14 protein-coding genes are annotated in these 16,204 nt (G+C 71.6%); 9 read left to right on the top strand and 5 right to left on the bottom strand.

The window, feature by feature from the left end; translation table 11 throughout:
- Positions 1-75 precede the first annotated feature (75 nt).
- From IEQ44_RS01985 to IEQ44_RS01975, 3 genes are read right to left on the bottom strand one after another with little or no spacing between them, the layout of a single operon-like run.
- Complete coding sequence (locus IEQ44_RS01985; protein ID WP_319804434.1) at positions 76-1,050, bottom strand: adenylate/guanylate cyclase domain-containing protein; 975 nt, start codon at positions 1,048-1,050, stop codon at positions 76-78.
- Positions 1,043-1,552 carry a PH domain-containing protein gene (locus tag IEQ44_RS01980; RefSeq protein WP_193636767.1) on the bottom strand — a complete coding sequence of 170 codons (510 nt, stop codon included), beginning with the start codon at positions 1,550-1,552 and terminating at the stop codon, positions 1,043-1,045. Before IEQ44_RS01980 ends, IEQ44_RS01985 begins: the two co-directional genes overlap by 8 nt.
- A 39-nt stretch (positions 1,553-1,591) precedes the next feature.
- The gene (locus tag IEQ44_RS01975) at positions 1,592-2,380 is read right to left on the bottom strand and encodes a biotin--[acetyl-CoA-carboxylase] ligase (protein WP_193636766.1); all 789 of its coding nucleotides are present in this window, start codon (positions 2,378-2,380) and stop codon (positions 1,592-1,594) included.
- A gap of 109 nt (positions 2,381-2,489) precedes the next feature.
- Here IEQ44_RS01975 and IEQ44_RS01970 point away from each other — a divergent pair, with 109 nt between their 5' ends.
- The 3 genes from IEQ44_RS01970 to IEQ44_RS01960 all read left to right on the top strand — a co-directional run bounded on the left by IEQ44_RS01970 (position 2,490) and on the right by IEQ44_RS01960 (position 5,113).
- Positions 2,490-4,097 (top strand): acyl-CoA carboxylase subunit beta, encoded by a 1,608-nt coding sequence (locus tag IEQ44_RS01970; protein WP_193637024.1) that lies wholly within the window; start codon positions 2,490-2,492, stop codon positions 4,095-4,097.
- On the top strand, positions 4,097-4,354 hold the full coding sequence (locus tag IEQ44_RS01965; RefSeq protein ID WP_193636765.1) for an acyl-CoA carboxylase subunit epsilon: 258 nt from the start codon (positions 4,097-4,099) through the stop codon (positions 4,352-4,354). The genes IEQ44_RS01970 and IEQ44_RS01965 overlap by 1 nt, the downstream gene beginning before the upstream one ends.
- Positions 4,355-4,486: 132 nt before the next feature.
- Positions 4,487-5,113, top strand: coding sequence for a Maf family protein (locus tag IEQ44_RS01960; RefSeq protein WP_193636764.1), 627 nt, complete (start codon positions 4,487-4,489; stop codon positions 5,111-5,113).
- On the opposite strand, the gene IEQ44_RS01955 is transcribed toward IEQ44_RS01960, so the two are convergent.
- On the bottom strand, positions 5,096-5,599 hold the full coding sequence (locus tag IEQ44_RS01955) for a GtrA family protein (protein WP_193636763.1): 504 nt from the start codon (positions 5,597-5,599) through the stop codon (positions 5,096-5,098). The two genes, IEQ44_RS01960 and IEQ44_RS01955, sit on opposite strands and share 18 nt — an antisense overlap.
- Positions 5,600-5,666: 67 nt before the next feature.
- A complete protein-coding gene (locus IEQ44_RS01950) occupies positions 5,667-6,884 on the bottom strand; it encodes an acyl-CoA dehydrogenase family protein (RefSeq protein WP_193636762.1) in 1,218 nt (405 codons plus the stop codon).
- A 114-nt stretch (positions 6,885-6,998) separates the two neighbouring features.
- Here IEQ44_RS01950 and IEQ44_RS01945 point away from each other — a divergent pair, with 114 nt between their 5' ends.
- The 6 genes from IEQ44_RS01945 to IEQ44_RS01920 form a co-directional block, all read left to right on the top strand.
- Positions 6,999-8,012, top strand: a complete 1,014-nt coding sequence (locus IEQ44_RS01945) for an iron ABC transporter substrate-binding protein (RefSeq protein WP_193636761.1) — start codon at positions 6,999-7,001, stop codon at positions 8,010-8,012.
- A gap of 92 nt (positions 8,013-8,104) precedes the next feature.
- The gene (locus IEQ44_RS01940) at positions 8,105-9,541 is read left to right on the top strand and encodes an ABC transporter permease (protein ID WP_319804433.1); all 1,437 of its coding nucleotides are present in this window, start codon (positions 8,105-8,107) and stop codon (positions 9,539-9,541) included.
- Complete coding sequence (locus IEQ44_RS01935; protein ID WP_319804432.1) at positions 9,538-10,584, top strand: ABC transporter ATP-binding protein; 1,047 nt, start codon at positions 9,538-9,540, stop codon at positions 10,582-10,584. The genes IEQ44_RS01940 and IEQ44_RS01935 overlap by 4 nt, the downstream gene beginning before the upstream one ends.
- Positions 10,581-13,250 (top strand): AMP-binding protein, encoded by a 2,670-nt coding sequence (locus IEQ44_RS01930; protein WP_193636760.1) that lies wholly within the window; start codon positions 10,581-10,583, stop codon positions 13,248-13,250. The genes IEQ44_RS01935 and IEQ44_RS01930 overlap by 4 nt, the downstream gene beginning before the upstream one ends.
- 13 nt (positions 13,251-13,263) lie before the next feature.
- Positions 13,264-15,051 (top strand): acetyl/propionyl/methylcrotonyl-CoA carboxylase subunit alpha, encoded by a 1,788-nt coding sequence (locus IEQ44_RS01925; RefSeq protein WP_193636759.1) that lies wholly within the window; start codon positions 13,264-13,266, stop codon positions 15,049-15,051.
- A gap of 128 nt (positions 15,052-15,179) precedes the next feature.
- Positions 15,180-16,204, top strand: a 1,025-nt coding sequence (locus IEQ44_RS01920) for a DUF222 domain-containing protein (protein ID WP_193636758.1), incomplete at its 3' end; no start/stop codon positions are given.

Genomic DNA, 16,204 nt, shown 5'->3' with positions numbered 1-16,204 from the left:
ATTGGAGCAACCGGTCGCGCCTGGTCCAGACCGCTGCGCCGTGCCCGCGCTCCCCGCGGGGGCGTACGTCGACGCTCAGCGCCGACTGACGGCGAGCGGTTCGACGATCCCGAAGCCCCGGACCGGCCTCGCCGGCAGGCGACGCGTCAGGAACGTGTCGGGCAACAGCTCGGCGGTCGCGGCGTCGACGATGATGCGGTTGCGGCGCGCGACCGCGGTGAGGCGGGCCGCCATGTTGACCGGCGGGCCGAAGACGTCACCCATGCGCGTGACGACCGAGCCGGAGGAGATGCCGACCCGCACGTCGGGCATGCGCGGGTCGCGGCCGATCACCCGGATGATGCCCTCCCCGATCTCGATCGCGCTGGCCGCCGAGGGCACCACGAAGAGCACCGCGTCGCCGATCGACTTGATCACCCGGCCGCCGGCCGTGGAGACCACGTCGTGGCAGCGGGCCTCGAAGAGCTCCACCAGGTCGCCGATGCCCTCCTCGTCGAGGGTGTTGCTGAGCTCGGTGAAGCTGACGATGTCGGCGAACCCGACGCTCACGTAGGTGGTGTGCAGGTCCTCCTCCTTGGCGCCCAGCGCCTCCATCCGCGACACGGCTGCGGCGAGGTGCCGCCGCCAGGCGTAGATCAGGAGACGTTCGAACGCCGGGTTGAGGTCGTCGACCAGACGCTGGGCGTGCGACATCCGCGAGCCGCCACCCTCGTCGCCGGCCATCTCCTCCACCCGGTTGAGCAGGATCGCGACCTCCCAGTCGGCGAGCTTCGACATCGTCTGGCCCAGGCCGCGGGTGAGGGCGACCGCCATGTCGAAGTCGACCGCGCCCGAGTCGACCGTCGAGAAGATCTTCAGCACCGCGTCGACGTCGGAGGAGGTGAAGGCGGCCTCCGAGCTGACCTCGGGGAACCCCAGGGCGCGCCACAGGCGACGGATCTGGGCGACGGTCGCCCCCGCCTCGGCCGCCACCTCGAGGGCGGTGAGGGTGGGCTGCTCGCCCAGGATGCTGAGCTCGAGGTCCTGGCGACTCTGCCGGCGGTCAGGCACCCTCGTCGCCCCGCTCCGAGAGGCGGTGCAGCTCGTCGGCCACCCTGAGCTGGACCTCCTCGACCCGCGGGATGTCGGTGACCTGCACCCGACCCTCGGCGCTCGCATCGGTGACGATCAGCGTGCCACAGCCGAAGAGGCGGTCGATCACGCCGATCTCGAAGTCGACCCCGGAGATGCGGTTCAGCGGGATGGTGCGCCCCTCCTTGGCGATGAAGCCCGTGCGGGAGATGAAGCGCCGGTTGGTGAAGGTGTAGGTGGTGGTCAGCCACACGACGAAGGGCCACAGCACCCACCGGGCCACCACGACCGCAGCCAGCGCGCCGACCACGAAGCCGAGGACCGTGCCGGCCGTGCCGCTGGGAGCCACCTGGGCGAGCAGCAGGGTCCCCACCACCACGACCACCAGCACGAGGACCGGTCCGAAGAGCGCCTTGACGTGCGTACGGGTGGAGACGATGACGTGCTCGCCCTCGTTCAGGTACTTCGCGTTGATCGCCACGACGTGAATCCTCTCACCTCTGGGCGGGACCGCGCTGCTTCACCGCGCGGGTCGGACGTGCACCACGTCACCGGCGTGGACGGTGAACGTGCCTTCACCGGTGCTGAGCACCAGTGCGCCGTGGGGGTCGAGGTCGAGCACCTCGCCGCGCACCACCTCACCGCCGGGCAGGTGCACGTCGACGGTGCGCCCCACCGTCGAGCAGACGTCGACGTAGGCGGTCCGCAGCACCTCCGGCTGCTCGAGCAGCGGCAGCAGCGCCCGCACCGACCCCAGCACCTGGATGAGGAGGTCGCCCCGGTCGAAGGTCTCCCCCAGCTCGACGCGCAGCGAGGTCGCCGTCTCGCTCGGCAGCTGCGCCTCGGACTGGTTGACGTTGAGGCCGATGCCGATCACCGCGGCCGGACCCAGGTCGGTCTCGACCCGTTCGACGAGGATCCCGGAGATCTTCTGCTCGCCCACCAGCACGTCGTTGGGCCACTTGAGCATGACCTCGGGGATGCGGTCGGCCAGGGCGGCGTGCAGGGCGAAGCCGGTGAGCAGGGGGATCCAGGTCCACGCGGTGACGGGCAGGTCGGGGCGCAGCAGCAGCGAGAAGGTCAGTCCGGTGCCCGGCGGGGTCTCCCAGACCCGGTCGAGCCGACCCCTGCCGGCGGTCTGGTGCTCGGCCACGACGACCAGTCCCTCGCGCTCGCCGGCGCGTGCGCGCTCTGCCACGAGGGCGTTCGTGGAATGCGTCTCGGCGACCACCTCGACCCGCCACGGGGCCGGCAGGTCGACGAACTGTGCGGGATCGAGGGCTGGGCGCGGTGCAGGTGCGTCGGACATGCAGACTAGATTGGCCTAGTTGCGTGGCCGGCACACCGCCGACCCGCCCACACCGTCCGGCGCAGCCGGACCGGCAGACCGCCCCAGCACAGCCGAGGAGAACCGACCGGTGAGCGCCGAGAAGACCGAACAGCCCGAGATCGACATCCACACCACCGCGGGCAAGCTCGCGGACCTGGAGCGCCGCATCGACGAGGCCGTCCACGCCGGCTCCGCGAAGGCCGTGGAGAAGCAGCACGCCAAGGGCCGCAAGACCGCCCGTGAGCGCATCGAGATGCTCTTCGACGAGGGTTCCTTCGTCGAGATCGACGAGCTGGCCCGCCACCGCTCGACCGCGTTCGGACTGGAGAAGACCCGCCCCTACGGCGACGGCGTCATCACCGGTTACGGCACCGTCAACGGCCGACAGGTCTGCGTCTTCTCGCAGGACTTCACCGTCTTCGGTGGGTCGCTGGGCGAGGTCTACGGCGAGAAGATCACGAAGATCATGGACCTGGCCATCAAGACCGGCTCCCCGATCGTCGGCATCAACGAGGGCGCCGGCGCCCGCATCCAGGAGGGCGTCGTCTCCCTGGGGCTCTACGGCGAGATCTTCAAGCGCAACGTGCACAGCTCGGGCGTCATCCCGCAGATCAGCATGATCCTGGGCAACTGCGCCGGTGGGCACGTCTACTCCCCCGCCGTCACCGACTTCACGATCATGGTCGACCAGACCTCCGCGATGTTCATCACCGGTCCTGACGTCATCAAGACCGTCACCGGTGAGGAGGTCACGATGGAGGAGCTGGGCGGTGCCCGCACGCACAACACCAAGTCCGGCAACGCCCACTACATGGCCTCCGACGAGGAGGACGCGTTCGAGTACGTCAAGGCCCTGCTGAGCTACATGCCGCAGAACAACCTCGACGAGCTGCCGACCTACGACGAGGTGGCCGACCTCGAGTTCAACGACCTCGACCGCACCCTCGACACGATCATCCCCGACTCGCCGAACCAGCCCTACGACATGCTCGAGGTCATCAAGGCGGTCGTCGACGACGAGGACTTCCTCGAGGTCCAGGAGCTCTTCGCGCCCAACATCATCGTCGGCTTCGGCCGCGTCGAGGGCTCGCCGGTCGGCGTCGTCGCCAACCAGCCGATGCAGTTCGCCGGCACCCTGGACATCGACGCCTCCGAGAAGGCGGCCCGCTTCGTCCGCTTCTGCGACGCCTTCAACATCCCGGTGCTGACCTTCGTCGACGTGCCCGGCTTCCTGCCCGGCACCGACCAGGAGTACGCAGGCATCGTGCGTCGCGGCGCGAAGCTGATCTACGCCTACGCCGAGGCCACCGTCCCGCTGATCACCACGATCACCCGCAAGGCCTACGGCGGCGCCTACGTCGTGATGGGCTCCAAGCACCTCGGGGCCGACATCAACATCGCGTGGCCCACCGCCCAGGTCGCCGTGATGGGCGCCCAGGGCGCGGCCAACATCGTGCACCGCAAGACGCTGGCGGCCGTCGAGGCCCAGGGCGGCGACGTGGAGGCCAAGCGCGCGGAGCTCATCGACGAGTACGAGACCACGCTGGCCAACCCCTACATCGCTGCCGAGCGGGGCTACGTCGACGTGGTCATTCCCCCGCACGAGACCCGCGTCGAGATCGTGCGCGCCCTGCGCCTGCTCAAGTCGAAGCGCGAGTCCCTGCCGGCCAAGAAGCACGGGAACATCCCGCTCTGATGGCCACCGACGACGCCACGCAGACAGAGCAGACGGGAGAGACTCCCCAGGCCCCGGCCGCGCCGGCCCTGCGGATCATCACCCCCGATGCGACCCCCGAGGAGATCGCGGCCCTCGTGGCCGTGGTCTCCGCCATGGGCGGCCAGGCGCCGGCTCCGAAGCGCCCCCGCTCGCAGTGGTCCGCTCCCGAGCGGTCGGCCCGCCGCACCCTCCCGCACGGCCTCGGCGGCTGGCGGGCGAGCGCGATGCCGCGCTGACCACGCCTCATCACTCGTAGTTCGACGGAGGAAAGTCCCTCTCGGCGCCCGGAATCGGGCTCGGGAGGGACTTTCCTCTGTTCGTCCACGCCCCTCCCGCGGCGGGCCTCACCGCACTCCTAGGCTGGCTCCGTGAACGAACGCACCGTCAGCACGCCCTTCGTCCTGGCCTCCGCCTCCGAGGCGCGCCTGCGCACGCTGCGGACGGCCGGGGTGGAGCCCGTCGTGATCGTCTCCGGCGTCGACGAGGACCAGCTCACCGACCTCGCGCCCGCCCCCTTGGCAGGCGCCCTGGCCGACCTCAAGTGCCGCGCGGTGCTCGACCACCCCGAGGTCCCCGAGGGCGCGCTGGTGCTCGGCTGCGACTCGGTGCTCGAACTGGCCGGCGAGGCGCTCGGCAAGCCGGGGACGCCCGAGGTCGCCCGTGAACGGTGGCGCGCGATGCGCGGCCGCTCCGGCGTGCTGCACACCGGCCATGCGCTCGCCGACTCCGTGAGTGGGCGGGCGCTCTCCCGCACCGCCAGCACCACGGTCCACTTCGCCGACGTCGACGACGCGGAGATCGACGCGTACGTCGCCACGGGCGAACCGATCTGGGTGGCCGGCGCCTTCACGCTCGAGGGCTACGGCGCTGCGTTCGTCCGCGGCGTCGAGGGCGACCCCCACAACGTGGTCGGCGTCAGCGTGCCGGTGCTGCGCGAGATGGTGGCCGACCTGGGCCACCGGTGGACCGACCTCTGGTCACCCCGACCCGACTGAGCCGCTGCCCGCGTCAGTGGCGGACGCCGCGGACTCGTAGCGGGTCACGTGCCGGACCCTGGGGAAGACGTACTGCCGGAAGAGCGCGAAGCGCACGGCCGTGCCGACACCGAGCCCCAGCACGTTGGCGGCGATGTTGTCGGAGAAGGGGTCGTCGAGCTCCAGCACGTTGCGGCTGATCCAGAGGAAGGCCATCGGGATCAGCATGGTGACCAGGTTGATCACCACGAAAGCCGTCCGGCCGCCGTCAGGGTGGCGGACGTCGCGTGACCGGAAGGCCCAGTCGCGGGTGCCGCGGAAGCTGATCAGCATGCCGACCAGGTTGGCGATGACGAACGCCAGCTGCGGCTTGTCGTTCATCCACGGGTCGGCACCGGGCCGGAAACCGTGCACGAGGAAGTTGAAGACCACGAAGGCCACCACGGTGGCCAGGGCGCCCACGGTCAGGAACTTGCTCACCTCACCGGCGAAGCGACGTGCACGCATGGGTTCGAGCCTAGCCGGGGTGCCCCTCCTGCCCGACGGCGGACACTCCGCCGCCGGAGCGGGTGGTTCACTCCACGGGCAGGCCGAGCCCCCGGGCGATCAGCATCCGCTGGACCTCCGAGGTGCCCTCACCGATCTCCAGGATCTTGGCGTCGCGGTAGAAGCGCGCCACCGGGTACTCCTCCATGAAGCCGTAGCCACCGAAGACCTGGGTGGCGATGCGGGTCGCGGTGACCGCCGACTCCGAGGTGTAGAGCTTGGCGACGGCGGCCGCCTGCTTGAACTCGGCGACCTGGGCGGCAGAGAGCGACCCGCCGGCGCCGACGACGGCGTCCATCCGGTCCTTGAGCGCAGCGGCGCGGTAGGTCAGCAGGCGGGAGGCGTCGAGCATGACCTGCAGGTCGGCGATCTGGAAGGCGACGCCCTGCTTGCGCCCGATCGGGCCGCCGAAGGTCTGGCGCTCACCGGCGTAGGTGAGGCTCATGTCGAGGCATGCCTGGATGCAACCGACGGCGAGCGCGGCAATGGCGACGCGGCCGTCGTCGAGCGTGGCGAGGAACTGCGCGTAGCCGCGACCACGACCGCCGAGCAGGTGGTCCTCGGGCACCCGCGCGTCGACGAAGGTCAGCGGGTGGGTGTCGGAGATGTGCCAGCCGAGCTTGTCGTATCCCTTCTCCGCGGTGAAGCCCGGCGTGCCGGACGGCAGCATGATCGCGGAGATCTCCGGGCGACCGTCCTCGCGGGTGCCGGTGCGCGCGGTCACGGTGACCACCGAGGTGATCGCGGATCCCGAGTTGGTGATGAACTGCTTGGAGCCGTTGACGACCCACTCACCGTCGACGAGCTCGGCCTTGGTGCGCGTCGCCCCTGCGTCGGAGCCGGCGCCGGGCTCGGTCAGGCCGAAGCCCGCCAGCCTCCGGCCGGCGACCAGGTCGGGAAGCCAGGCCTGCTTCTGCTCGGCGGTGCCGTAGGTGAGGATCGGGTTGATGCCCAGCCCCACGGCCGCCTCGAGGGTGATGCCCATGGCCTGGTCGACGCGGCCGATCTCCTCGATGGCCAGGCAGAGGCTGGTGAAGCCACCGTCCTCTCCCGCGAGGCCGGCGCCGCCGAACTCCTCCGGCGCCGTGAGGCCCATCAGTCCCAGGTCGCCCATCTTCTGCACCACGTCGGTCGGGAAGTGGTGGTCACGGTCCCACTCGGCCACGTGTGGCGCGATCTCGGCCTCGGCGAAGTCGCGGACGGTGCGGCGGAACTCTTCGTGCTCACGGGACAGCTCGTAGGTCATGGCACGAGCGTATCCCACAGGTTAGCGATTGCTAACCTCTATCTGGAACGCGAATTCCGGCTTCCCGGGCGGCAAGGTTAGGCTCGCCTAAACTCATGTCTTCGGAGGAACTCGATGAACTCTCGCACCCGTCGCCTGCGCCTCGGTGCCCTGCTCGCCGCCCTCACGCTCGCACCGCTCGCCGCCTGTTCCAGCGAGGGTGACGACGACACCCTCGTGGTCTACGTCGGCCGCGACGAGGGTCTGGTCGGCCCGCTCCTCAAGCAGTTCACCGACGAGACCGACATCGAGGTCGACGCCCGCTACACCGCCACCCCCGACGCGCTGGCGCTGCTGCTCGAGGAGGGCGAGGACACGCCCGCCGACGTCTTCGTCTCCCAGGACGCCGGCGCGCTCGGCGCACTCTCCGAGGCCGGCATGCTGCAGACGTTGCCCGAGGAGATCACCGGCCAGGTGCCGGCGCAGTTCACCTCCGCCGACGACACCTGGGTGGGCCTGACCGCCCGCGCCCGCGTGATCGCGTACAACAGCGAGAAGCTCGACGAGGACCAGGTGCCCACCACGGTCGGGGCCCTCACCGACGAGAAGTGGGCCGGCCGGGTCGGGTTCCCTCCGGGCAACGCCTCCTTCCAGGCGTTCGTGACCGGGTTCCGTGCCGCCGAGGGCGACGACGCCGCGCGCCAGTGGCTGACCGACATGGTCGCCAACGACGTCCAGACCTTCGAGAACAACCTCGACACGCTCGAGGCGATCGAGAACGGCACCGTCGACCTGGGCCTCATCAACCACTACTACCTCTTCGGTCTGCGCGCCGAGCTCGGCGCGGAGAACGTCGTCACCGAGCTGAAGTTCCCCGAGGCCGGCGACCCCGGCGCGCTGGTCAACGTGACCGGCGCCGCGACGCTCTCCGACCACCCCGACGCCGAGGCCCTGGTCGAGTGGCTCGTCGCCGAGGACGCCCAGCAGTACTTCGCCGAGGAGACCTTCGAGTACCCGCTCCTGCCGGGCGTCGAGGCACCCGAGGGCCTGCCGGAGCTCACCTCCCTCAAGGGCCCGCTCGAGGACCTTGCCGAGCTCGAGGACCTCGAGGCCACCCTGGCCATGCTCGAGGAAGTGGGCCTGAGCTGAGCGTCCACCCCCGACGCCGCCGACCGCCGGCGGGGCTCCTCGCGGGAGCCCTGCTGGCGGTCGTCTGCGCGCTCACCCCCCTGGTCTACCTGGTGGTGCGTACCGCCGGGGTCCTGCCGGAGGGCGCCGACGCGGTGCTGCGCCGTCGGCTGTGGGAGTGGACCAGCGCCAGCCTCGTGCTCGTCGTCGCCGTCGCCCTCACCTGCCTGGTCCTCGGCGTGGCGATCGCCTGGTTGCTGGCACTGACCGACCTGCCCGGGCGTCGCTGGCTGGTCGTGGCCAGTGCCGTCCCGCTGGCCGTGCCGTCCTACGTCTCGGCCTTCGGCTGGCTCGACACCGTGCCGTCGCTGCGCGGCTTCTGGCCCACCTGGGCGATCCTCACCGCCGCCTGCCTGCCCTACGTGGTGCTGCCGACGATCGCGGCGATGCGGGTGGCCGACCACTCCCTCGTCGACGTGGCGCGCTCGTTGGGCCGTCGTCCCTGGGGCGCCTTCTCCACCGGGCTGCTGCCCCAGGTGGCTCCCGCCGCCCTGGCCGGCGCGCTGCTGGCCGGCCTCTACGCGCTCTCCGACTTCGGCACGCCCGGACTGATGCGCCACGAGGTGCTCACCTTCGCCGTGCACCGCCAGTACGGCTCACTCGTCGGACGCGAACGCGCCGCCCTGCTGGCCTTCGTGCTGGTCGCCATCGCCCTGCTGCTGGTCAGCCTCGAGCGGCTGGCCCGCGGCGACGCCCGCCGCTGGTCGGTCTCCCGTCAGGCCCGACGCGCCCCCCGCCCCGTGCGCCTGGGCTGGTGGTCGGCGCCGGCCTGGGTCCTGGTGCTCGTGCCCGTGGTCGTCGCCGCCGTGGTGCCCTGCGCGGCACTGCTCCGACGTCTCTCCCTGGGCACCCGCCACCCCCTCGACCCGGCGGAGCTGTGGTCGGCCGTGGCGGCGACCGCCGCCGTCTCGGTGCTGGGCGCCGTCGTCGCGGTGACCCTCGCCGGGTTCGTGGGCGTCCTGGCCGCCCGCCACCCCAGCCGTACCACCACGCTCATCGAGACGATGAGCTTCGCCGGCCACGCCCTGCCCGGCATCACCGTCGGCCTCGCCCTGGTCTACCTCTCGCTGCGGGTCGTGCCGGGGCTCTACCAGACCGTGTGGGTCCTGGTCTTCGCCTACGCCGTGCTCTTCCTGCCCAAGGCCGTCGGCTCGGTGCGTGCCGCGGTCGGCGCGGTGCCGCCCGGCCTCGGCGAGGTCGCGGCCTCCCTGGGCCGCAGCCGCCTGGGTGCGCGGCTGGTCACCGCCCGGCTGGCCGCCCCCGGAATCTCGGCAGGCTTCCTGCTGGTGGTCATCACCGCCATGAAGGAGCTGCCCGCCACCCTCATCCTGCGGCCCAGCGGCCTGGACACCCTGGCCACCGAGATCTGGAGCCGCACCAGCTCCTCGGCCCAGGGTGCCGCCGCTCCCTACGCCCTCGCCCTCGTGCTCATCGCCAGCGTGCCTGCGCTGGTGCTGTCGCGCTCGTCCACCTGGGAGAAGACCACGTGACCGGCATCGCGATCTCGCAGCTGCGCTTCGGCTACCACCGCTCGTGGGTGCTCGACGGCGTCGACCTCGAGGTCGCCAGTGGCGACCTGCTGGCGGTGATCGGGGCCAGCGGCTGCGGCAAGTCGACCCTCCTCCGGCTCATGGCCGGCTTCGAACGTCCGGCCGAGGGCACGATCCACCTCGGCGACACCCTGGTCGCGGGGCCCGGGACCCATGTCTCCCCCGACCGCAGGCAGGTGGGCATCGTGCCGCAGGAGGGTGCCCTCTTCCCCCACCTGACGGTGGCGGAGAACATCGCCTTCGGCCTCCCCCGCCGTGCCCCCGACCGCCGGGCGCGGGTGGCCGAGCTGGTGGCCCTCGCCGACCTCGTCGGGCTCGAGCAGCGGATGCCGCGCGAGCTCTCCGGCGGCCAGCAGCAGCGCGTCGCGCTGGCGCGGGCGCTGGCACCGCGTCCGGGAGTCGTCCTCCTCGACGAGCCGTTCGCCTCCCTGGACGCCCAGACCCGGGTCAACGTCCGCGCCCAGGTCGCCCAGATGCTGCGTCGCGAGGGTGCCACCGGCGTGCTGGTCACCCACGACCGTGGCGAGGCGCTGACCATGGCCGACCGCGTCGCGGTGATGGTGGGCGGACGGATCACCCAGGTCGGCGAGCCCTTCGCGCTCTACGACGCCCCCGCCAATCGTGAGGTCGCGCGCCTGCTGGGGCCGGCGTCGTTCGTGCCGGTGCTGGAGCGTGGGTCCGGACACGTGACCACCGTGCTCGGAGGCCACCCGGAGCGGTCCGCGGGCCCGGGTGTCGACGACGCCGCGGGCGCCGTGGCGCTGGTGCGTCCCGAGCAGGTCGTCGTCGCCGACTCGGGGGTGCGGACGACCGTGCGAGCAGTCGATTTCGTCGGTGCCGGGGTGCAGCTGCTCCTGGAGCTGCCCGACGGACAGGTGGTCGAGGCCTCTGTGAGCCGGGTCCGTCCCCACGTCGGCGACACCCTGACGGTTGCGGTCGACGACGGGGTCCACCTGCTCCCCGCCGACTCCCGGACGCCATGAGCACCCGGACCCGCCCCCGGTTGCTGGCGGCGCCCGAGCACCACGGCTCCGTCGCCGTGATCGGGCCCGACGGCCTGCGGCTCACGCACGGCGAGCTGGCGCAGATGGTCGCCCGACGTGCCGCCAGCTGGGGTCCGGCACGCCGGGTCGTCCTCGTGGAGGGCGGCAACCGGCTCGACGCGCTCGTCGCCCACCTGGCGGCGGTCGAGCACGGTCACGTCTCCCTGCTCGTGCCGCCCCGAGGAGCGGACGCTGCGCCCCACCCGCTCGCGACCGCCTGGCTTCCCGACGTCGAGTGCCGCCACGACGGTGACCGGGTCCACCGCGAGACCAGCCTCCACGACCTCCACCCGGACCTGGCGATGCTGTCGAGCACCTCCGGTTCGACGGGCTCGCCCAAGCTGGTGCGACTCTCCGCCGACAACCTGGTCTCCAACGCCGCCGCGATCGCCGACTACCTCGACCTCGGCCCCGGGAGCCGGGCGCTGACGAGCCTCCCGCTGCACTACTGCTACGGCCTCTCGGTCGTGCACAGCCACCTGCTGGTCGGTGGATCGGTGGTCCTGACCGATGCCAGCGTCGTCGACGCGGAGTTCTGGCGCCTGGCCCGGGAGCACGAGGTGACCTCCTTCGCCGCGGTGCCCTACACCTTCGAGCTGCTCGAGGGCATCAACTTCGACGCCCGCCGCCCGGCGTCACTGCGGCAGGTGACGCAGGCGGGCGGACGGATGGCGCCGCAGCGGGTGGTCGACTGGGCGCAGCGGGGTCGGCGTCAGGGCTGGGACCTGGTCGTCATGTACGGGCAGACCGAGGCGACCGCGCGGATGGCGTGGCTGCCCCCACACCTCGCGGTCGACCACCCCACCGCGATCGGCGTCGCGGTGCCGGGTGGCCACCTGCGTGTCGACCCGGTGGCCGAGTGCGACGAGCCGGGCGTCGGCGAGCTCGTCTACAGCGGGCCCAACGTCATGCTCGGCTACGCCGAGACGCTCTGCGACCTGGCCCGCGGCGCGGAGCTGACCGAGCTGCGCACCGGAGACCTCGGCCGGGTGCGCGACGGCCTCCACGAGGTCGTGGGGCGCCGCAGCCGGTTCGCGAAGATCTTCGGCCTGCGCATCGACCTCGACCAGCTCGAGGTCGACCTCGAGGTGCAGGGCACCCCGGCCACCCTCGTCGCCTCCGACCAGGTCCTGCACGCCGTCAGCCTCGTGCCGGACCCCGACCTCGCGACGGCCCGGGGCCGGGGCCGACGGTTGGCCACCACGGTCGCGCACCTCTGCGGCCTGCCTGCTCACGCCGTGCGGGCTCACCTCGTGGACGAGCTGCCCAGGACCTCCAGCGGCAAGGTCGACCGGGCAGCGCTGCTGCGCCTGGCGGAGGCGCGAGCGGCGGACGAGACCTCGACGCCCGCCTCCGAGGCGCCCGACCCCGACGCCCCGCTGGCCGTCTGGATCACCGCGTGGGCCGGCATCGTGCTGGGTCGTGACGACGCGGACGAGTCCGACACGTTCGTCTCGCTCGGTGGCGACTCCCTCTCCTACGTCGAGCTCACGGTCCGCCTGGAGGAGCGCCTGGGCGACCTGCCCGACGGATGGCACACGACGCCCTTCGCCGAGCTTGCGGCAGCGCACCACGACGTACGCCCCGGCGAACGGCCGCGGCCCGCGGCACGGCTCGACACGACCATCGCCCTGCGCGCCCTGGCCATCGTGGCGATCGTCGCCGGCCACGTCGACCTCGTCGGGTGGCAGGGGGGCGCCCACCTGCTGCTCGCCGTCGCCGGCTACAACTTCGCCCGTTTCCAGCTCGGCTCGGCCGACCCGGCGACCCGGGTCCGGCACGGCCTGTCGACCGTGCTGCAGGTCGTCGTGCCCGCCGTGGCCTGGGTCGGCACCGTGGCCTTCCTGTCCGGCGGCTACGACGCCTCCACGGCGTTGCTGCTCAACGGGGTCCTCGGGTCACCGGGGTGGGACGAACGGTGGCAGCTGTGGTTCCTCGAGGCCCTGGTCTGGACGATGCTCGCCGCGTTGCTGCTGCTGTCGGTGCCGTGGGTGCACCGGTGGGAACGGCGGGCCCCCTTCCTCTTCGCGGTCGGACTGCTGCTGGCGACGACCACCGTGCGCCACGCCCGGGTGGGGGTCGAGGCCGACGCCGTCGAGCGCTACACCACCTCCGTGGTGGCCTTCCTCTTCGTGCTCGGCTGGTGCGCCGCGCGCGCCGACACCGTGCGCCGCAAGCTGGTGGTGAGCGCCTTGGCCCCGTTGGTCGTCGTCGGCTTCTTCGGCAACCCGACCCGTGAGGCGATCGTGGTCGTCGGAGTGCTCGCCCTGACCTGGCTCAGCCACCTGCGACTGCCCCGGTGGGGCGCGCGACCGGTGAGCCGGGTCGCGGCCGTGCTCGCGTCGTACTCGCTCTTCGTCTACCTCACCCACTGGCAGGTCTACCCCCCGCTGGAGGACGCCGGGCACCCGTGGCTGGCCCTGGTGGCGTCGTTCGTCGTGGGGATCGGCTACGGGCTGCTGATGCGTCCGGTGCAGCGGGCCGTGGCGGCGCGGCTCACCTCGGGGCGACCGGGCGCCCACCACCCGAACCCCGGTCCGACGACCCACCGCAGCGCCCATACAATCGTCAACTGGCGTGCGCGACGCATGCCCACAGATCGGTAGTCGAGGAGAGTTCGTGCCCGAGATCAAGCCCTTGCAGAAGGTCCTCATCGCCAACCGCGGTGAGATCGCCGTCCGCGTCATCCGCGCCGCGAAGGACGCCGGCATCGCTTCCGTGGCCGTCTACGCCGAGCCCGACCGCGACGCGCTGTTCGTGCGTCTGGCCGACGAGGCCCACGCGCTCGGCGGCTCGACGCCTGCCGAGTCCTACCTCGACATCGAGAAGATCATCGCGGTGGCCAAGAAGTCCGGCGCCGACTCGGTGCACCCGGGTTACGGGTTCCTGGCGGAGAACGCCCAGTTCGCCCAGGCCGTGCTCGACGCCGGCCTGATCTGGATCGGGCCCTCCCCCGAGGCGATCGACGCGCTGGGCGACAAGGCCAAGGCCAAGCACATCGCGCAGAAGGCCAACGCCCCGCTGGCCCCCGGCACCAAGGACCCGGTCAAGGACGCCGACGAGGTCGTCGAGCTGGCCAAGGAGTTCGGCCTGCCGGTCGCCATCAAGGCGGTCTACGGTGGTGGCGGTCGTGGCCTCAAGGTCGCCCGCACCATGGAGGAGATCCCCGAGCTCTTCGAGTCCGCCACGCGTGAGGCCGTCGGCGCCTTCGGTCGCGGCGAGTGCCTGGTCGAGAAGTTCCTCGACCGTCCCCGCCACGTCGAGACCCAGTGCCTGGCCGACCAGCACGGCAACGTCGTCGTGGTCTCGACCCGCGACTGCTCGCTGCAGCGTCGCCACCAGAAGGTCGTCGAGGAGGCCCCCGCGCCGTTCCTGACCGACGACCAGCTGACCCGCCTCTACGAGTCGTCGAAGGCCATCCTCAAGGAGGCCGGCTACGTCGGCGCCGGCACCTGCGAGTTCCTCGTCGCCGCCGACGGCACCATTTCCTTCCTCGAGGTCAACACCCGCCTCCAGGTCGAGCACTGCGTCTCCGAGGAGGTCACCGGCATCGACCTCGTGCAGGAGATGTTCCGCATCGCCGCCGGCGAGGAGCTGGGCTACGACGACCCCGAGATCAAGGGTCACTCCATCGAGTTCCGCATCAACGCCGAGGACGCCGGCCGCAACTTCATGCCGGCGCCGGGCACCCTCACCGAGTGGGCCCCGCCGAGCGGCCCCGGCATCCGCCTGGACTCCGGCTACGAGAAGGGCGAGACCATCCCGGGCGCGTTCGACTCGCTGGTCGCCAAGCTGATCGTCACCGGCAAGGACCGCACCCAGGCGATCGCCCGCTCCAAGCGCGCGCTGGCCGAGTTCAAGGTCGACGGCATGCCGACGATCATCCCGTTCTTCGAGAAGGTCCTCGACGAGCCCGCCTACGTCGGCGCCTCGAACAAGACCGGCGAGGGCTCCTTCGACGTCTACACCACGTGGATCGAGAACGAGTTCGTCAACGACATCGAGCCCTACGGTGGCGAGGCGGGCGAGGCCGAGGAGGCCGGCGAGCGCCAGAAGGTCACCGTCGAGGTCGATGGCCGTCGCCTCGAGGTCGTCCTGCCTGCTGGTCTGGGTGGTCTCGGCGGTGGCGCTGCCGCCGGCGGCGCCAAGAAGCCGAAGCGTGCCGCGAAGAAGGCGGGCTCCGCCGTCTCCGGCGACGCCGTGGCCTCGCCGATGCAGGGCACCATCGTCAAGATCGCCGTGGAGGAGGGCCAGGAGGTCGCCGAGGGCGACGTCGTGGTCGTGCTCGAGGCGATGAAGATGGAGCAGCCCCTCAAGGCCCACAAGGCCGGCACCGTGACCGGCCTCAAGGCGGAGGTCGGCGCCACCGTCGGTAACGGCGAGGTCATCTGCGAGCTCAAGGACTGACGTACGTCCGTCCCACCGAGGGCCGTCTCCCCTGAGGGAGGCGGCCCTCGTTGTGTGCCAGCGTGTGGCGGAGGCCCGTGTCCGGCCGGAGGTTCAGAGTCGTCGGTGGGCGCTGGTTGGGTTGAGTCATGGAAGCCACCGCCACTGCCGCCCCCGAGCTGGGTGACCTGACCGCCGCCGAGCTGCTCGGTGCGGCTCGTCAGCGACGCTCGGTGGTGCAGCGTGGCGAGGCCGATCTCCTGGCGATCGCGTACGAGTGGGCGGTCGCCCACCCCGCGGACGAGGACGGTTGGAACGCGGCCACGTTCCACCACCCACTGGGTGATGAGCCGATCTCGGGTGACGGCACCCCGTTGGTGGCGGAGTTCTGCATCCCCGAGCTCGGGGCCGCGCTGGGGGTCTCCACCGATGCGGCGAAGAAGCTGATCGGCCACGCGGTCGAGATGGTCCACCGGCTGCCGCGGGTGTGGAAGCGGGTCCAGTCCGGCTTGGTGCCGGTGTGGCGGGCCAAGCAGGTCGCTGAGGCGACCATTCACTGTGACCCGGCCCTGACACCGGAGGCGATGGCGTGGATCGACGCGCAGGTGGCGCCGTTCCTGGAGAAGATCGGCCGCGCCCAGATGGAACGCATCCTCGCGCAGGCGATCGAGCTCTACGGCCTGGCGATGCAGGAGCCACCACGGGATGAGGACCACGACGGCCGGTACGTGCACATCCACACCCCGGTCGGACCGTTCGCGGGTGCGATGCGGATCGAGGCGGAGGTCTCGAACGCTGACGGGCACGACCTCGCCCAAGCCCTCGCCGCGGGCGCGGCGGCACTCAAGGCCGGTGGCTCCACCGCATCACTCGACGTGCGCCGGTCGATGGCGCTGGGCGAGCTGGCACGCCAACAGACCTCACTCGACCTGGCCGGTGCGGACGCCGAGGACGAGAACGTGCAGCGCAAGGCCCGGCGGGTCGACCTGCACCTGCACTTCACCGCCGAGGTCCAGCCCGACGGCACCACCGGCATCAACCCGATCGGGTTACTCGAGAACGGCCAGAAGCTGGCCCTGCTGTCCCAGGTCCGGTCATGGGTGCGGGGCACGCACACCGAGGTGCGGATCCTGCCGGTGATCGACCTCAACACCCAGCTCTCCACGAGCCGGTA

It is taken from the genome of Nocardioides malaquae, assembly GCF_015070385.1.
GTDB lineage: Bacteria > Actinomycetota > Actinomycetes > Propionibacteriales > Nocardioidaceae > Nocardioides > Nocardioides malaquae.
Note: the sequence above shows the minus strand (reverse complement) of the source record. Positions and strands in the feature narration are given on the sequence as shown.

What these genes read in the sequence shown, in the direction of transcription:
- IEQ44_RS01965 (WP_193636765.1), top strand. Translation starts at nt 4,097, where the DNA reads ATGGCCACCGACGACGCCACGCAGACAGAGCAGACGGGAGAGACTCCC.
- IEQ44_RS01930 (WP_193636760.1), top strand. Translation starts at nt 10,581, where the DNA reads ATGAGCACCCGGACCCGCCCCCGGTTGCTGGCGGCGCCCGAGCACCAC.
- IEQ44_RS01975 (WP_193636766.1), bottom strand. Translation starts at nt 2,380, where the DNA reads ATGTCCGACGCACCTGCACCGCGCCCAGCCCTCGATCCCGCACAGTTC.
- IEQ44_RS01945 (WP_193636761.1), top strand. Translation starts at nt 6,999, where the DNA reads ATGAACTCTCGCACCCGTCGCCTGCGCCTCGGTGCCCTGCTCGCCGCC.
- IEQ44_RS01950 (WP_193636762.1), bottom strand. Translation starts at nt 6,884, where the DNA reads ATGACCTACGAGCTGTCCCGTGAGCACGAAGAGTTCCGCCGCACCGTC.
- IEQ44_RS01955 (WP_193636763.1), bottom strand. Translation starts at nt 5,599, where the DNA reads ATGCGTGCACGTCGCTTCGCCGGTGAGGTGAGCAAGTTCCTGACCGTG.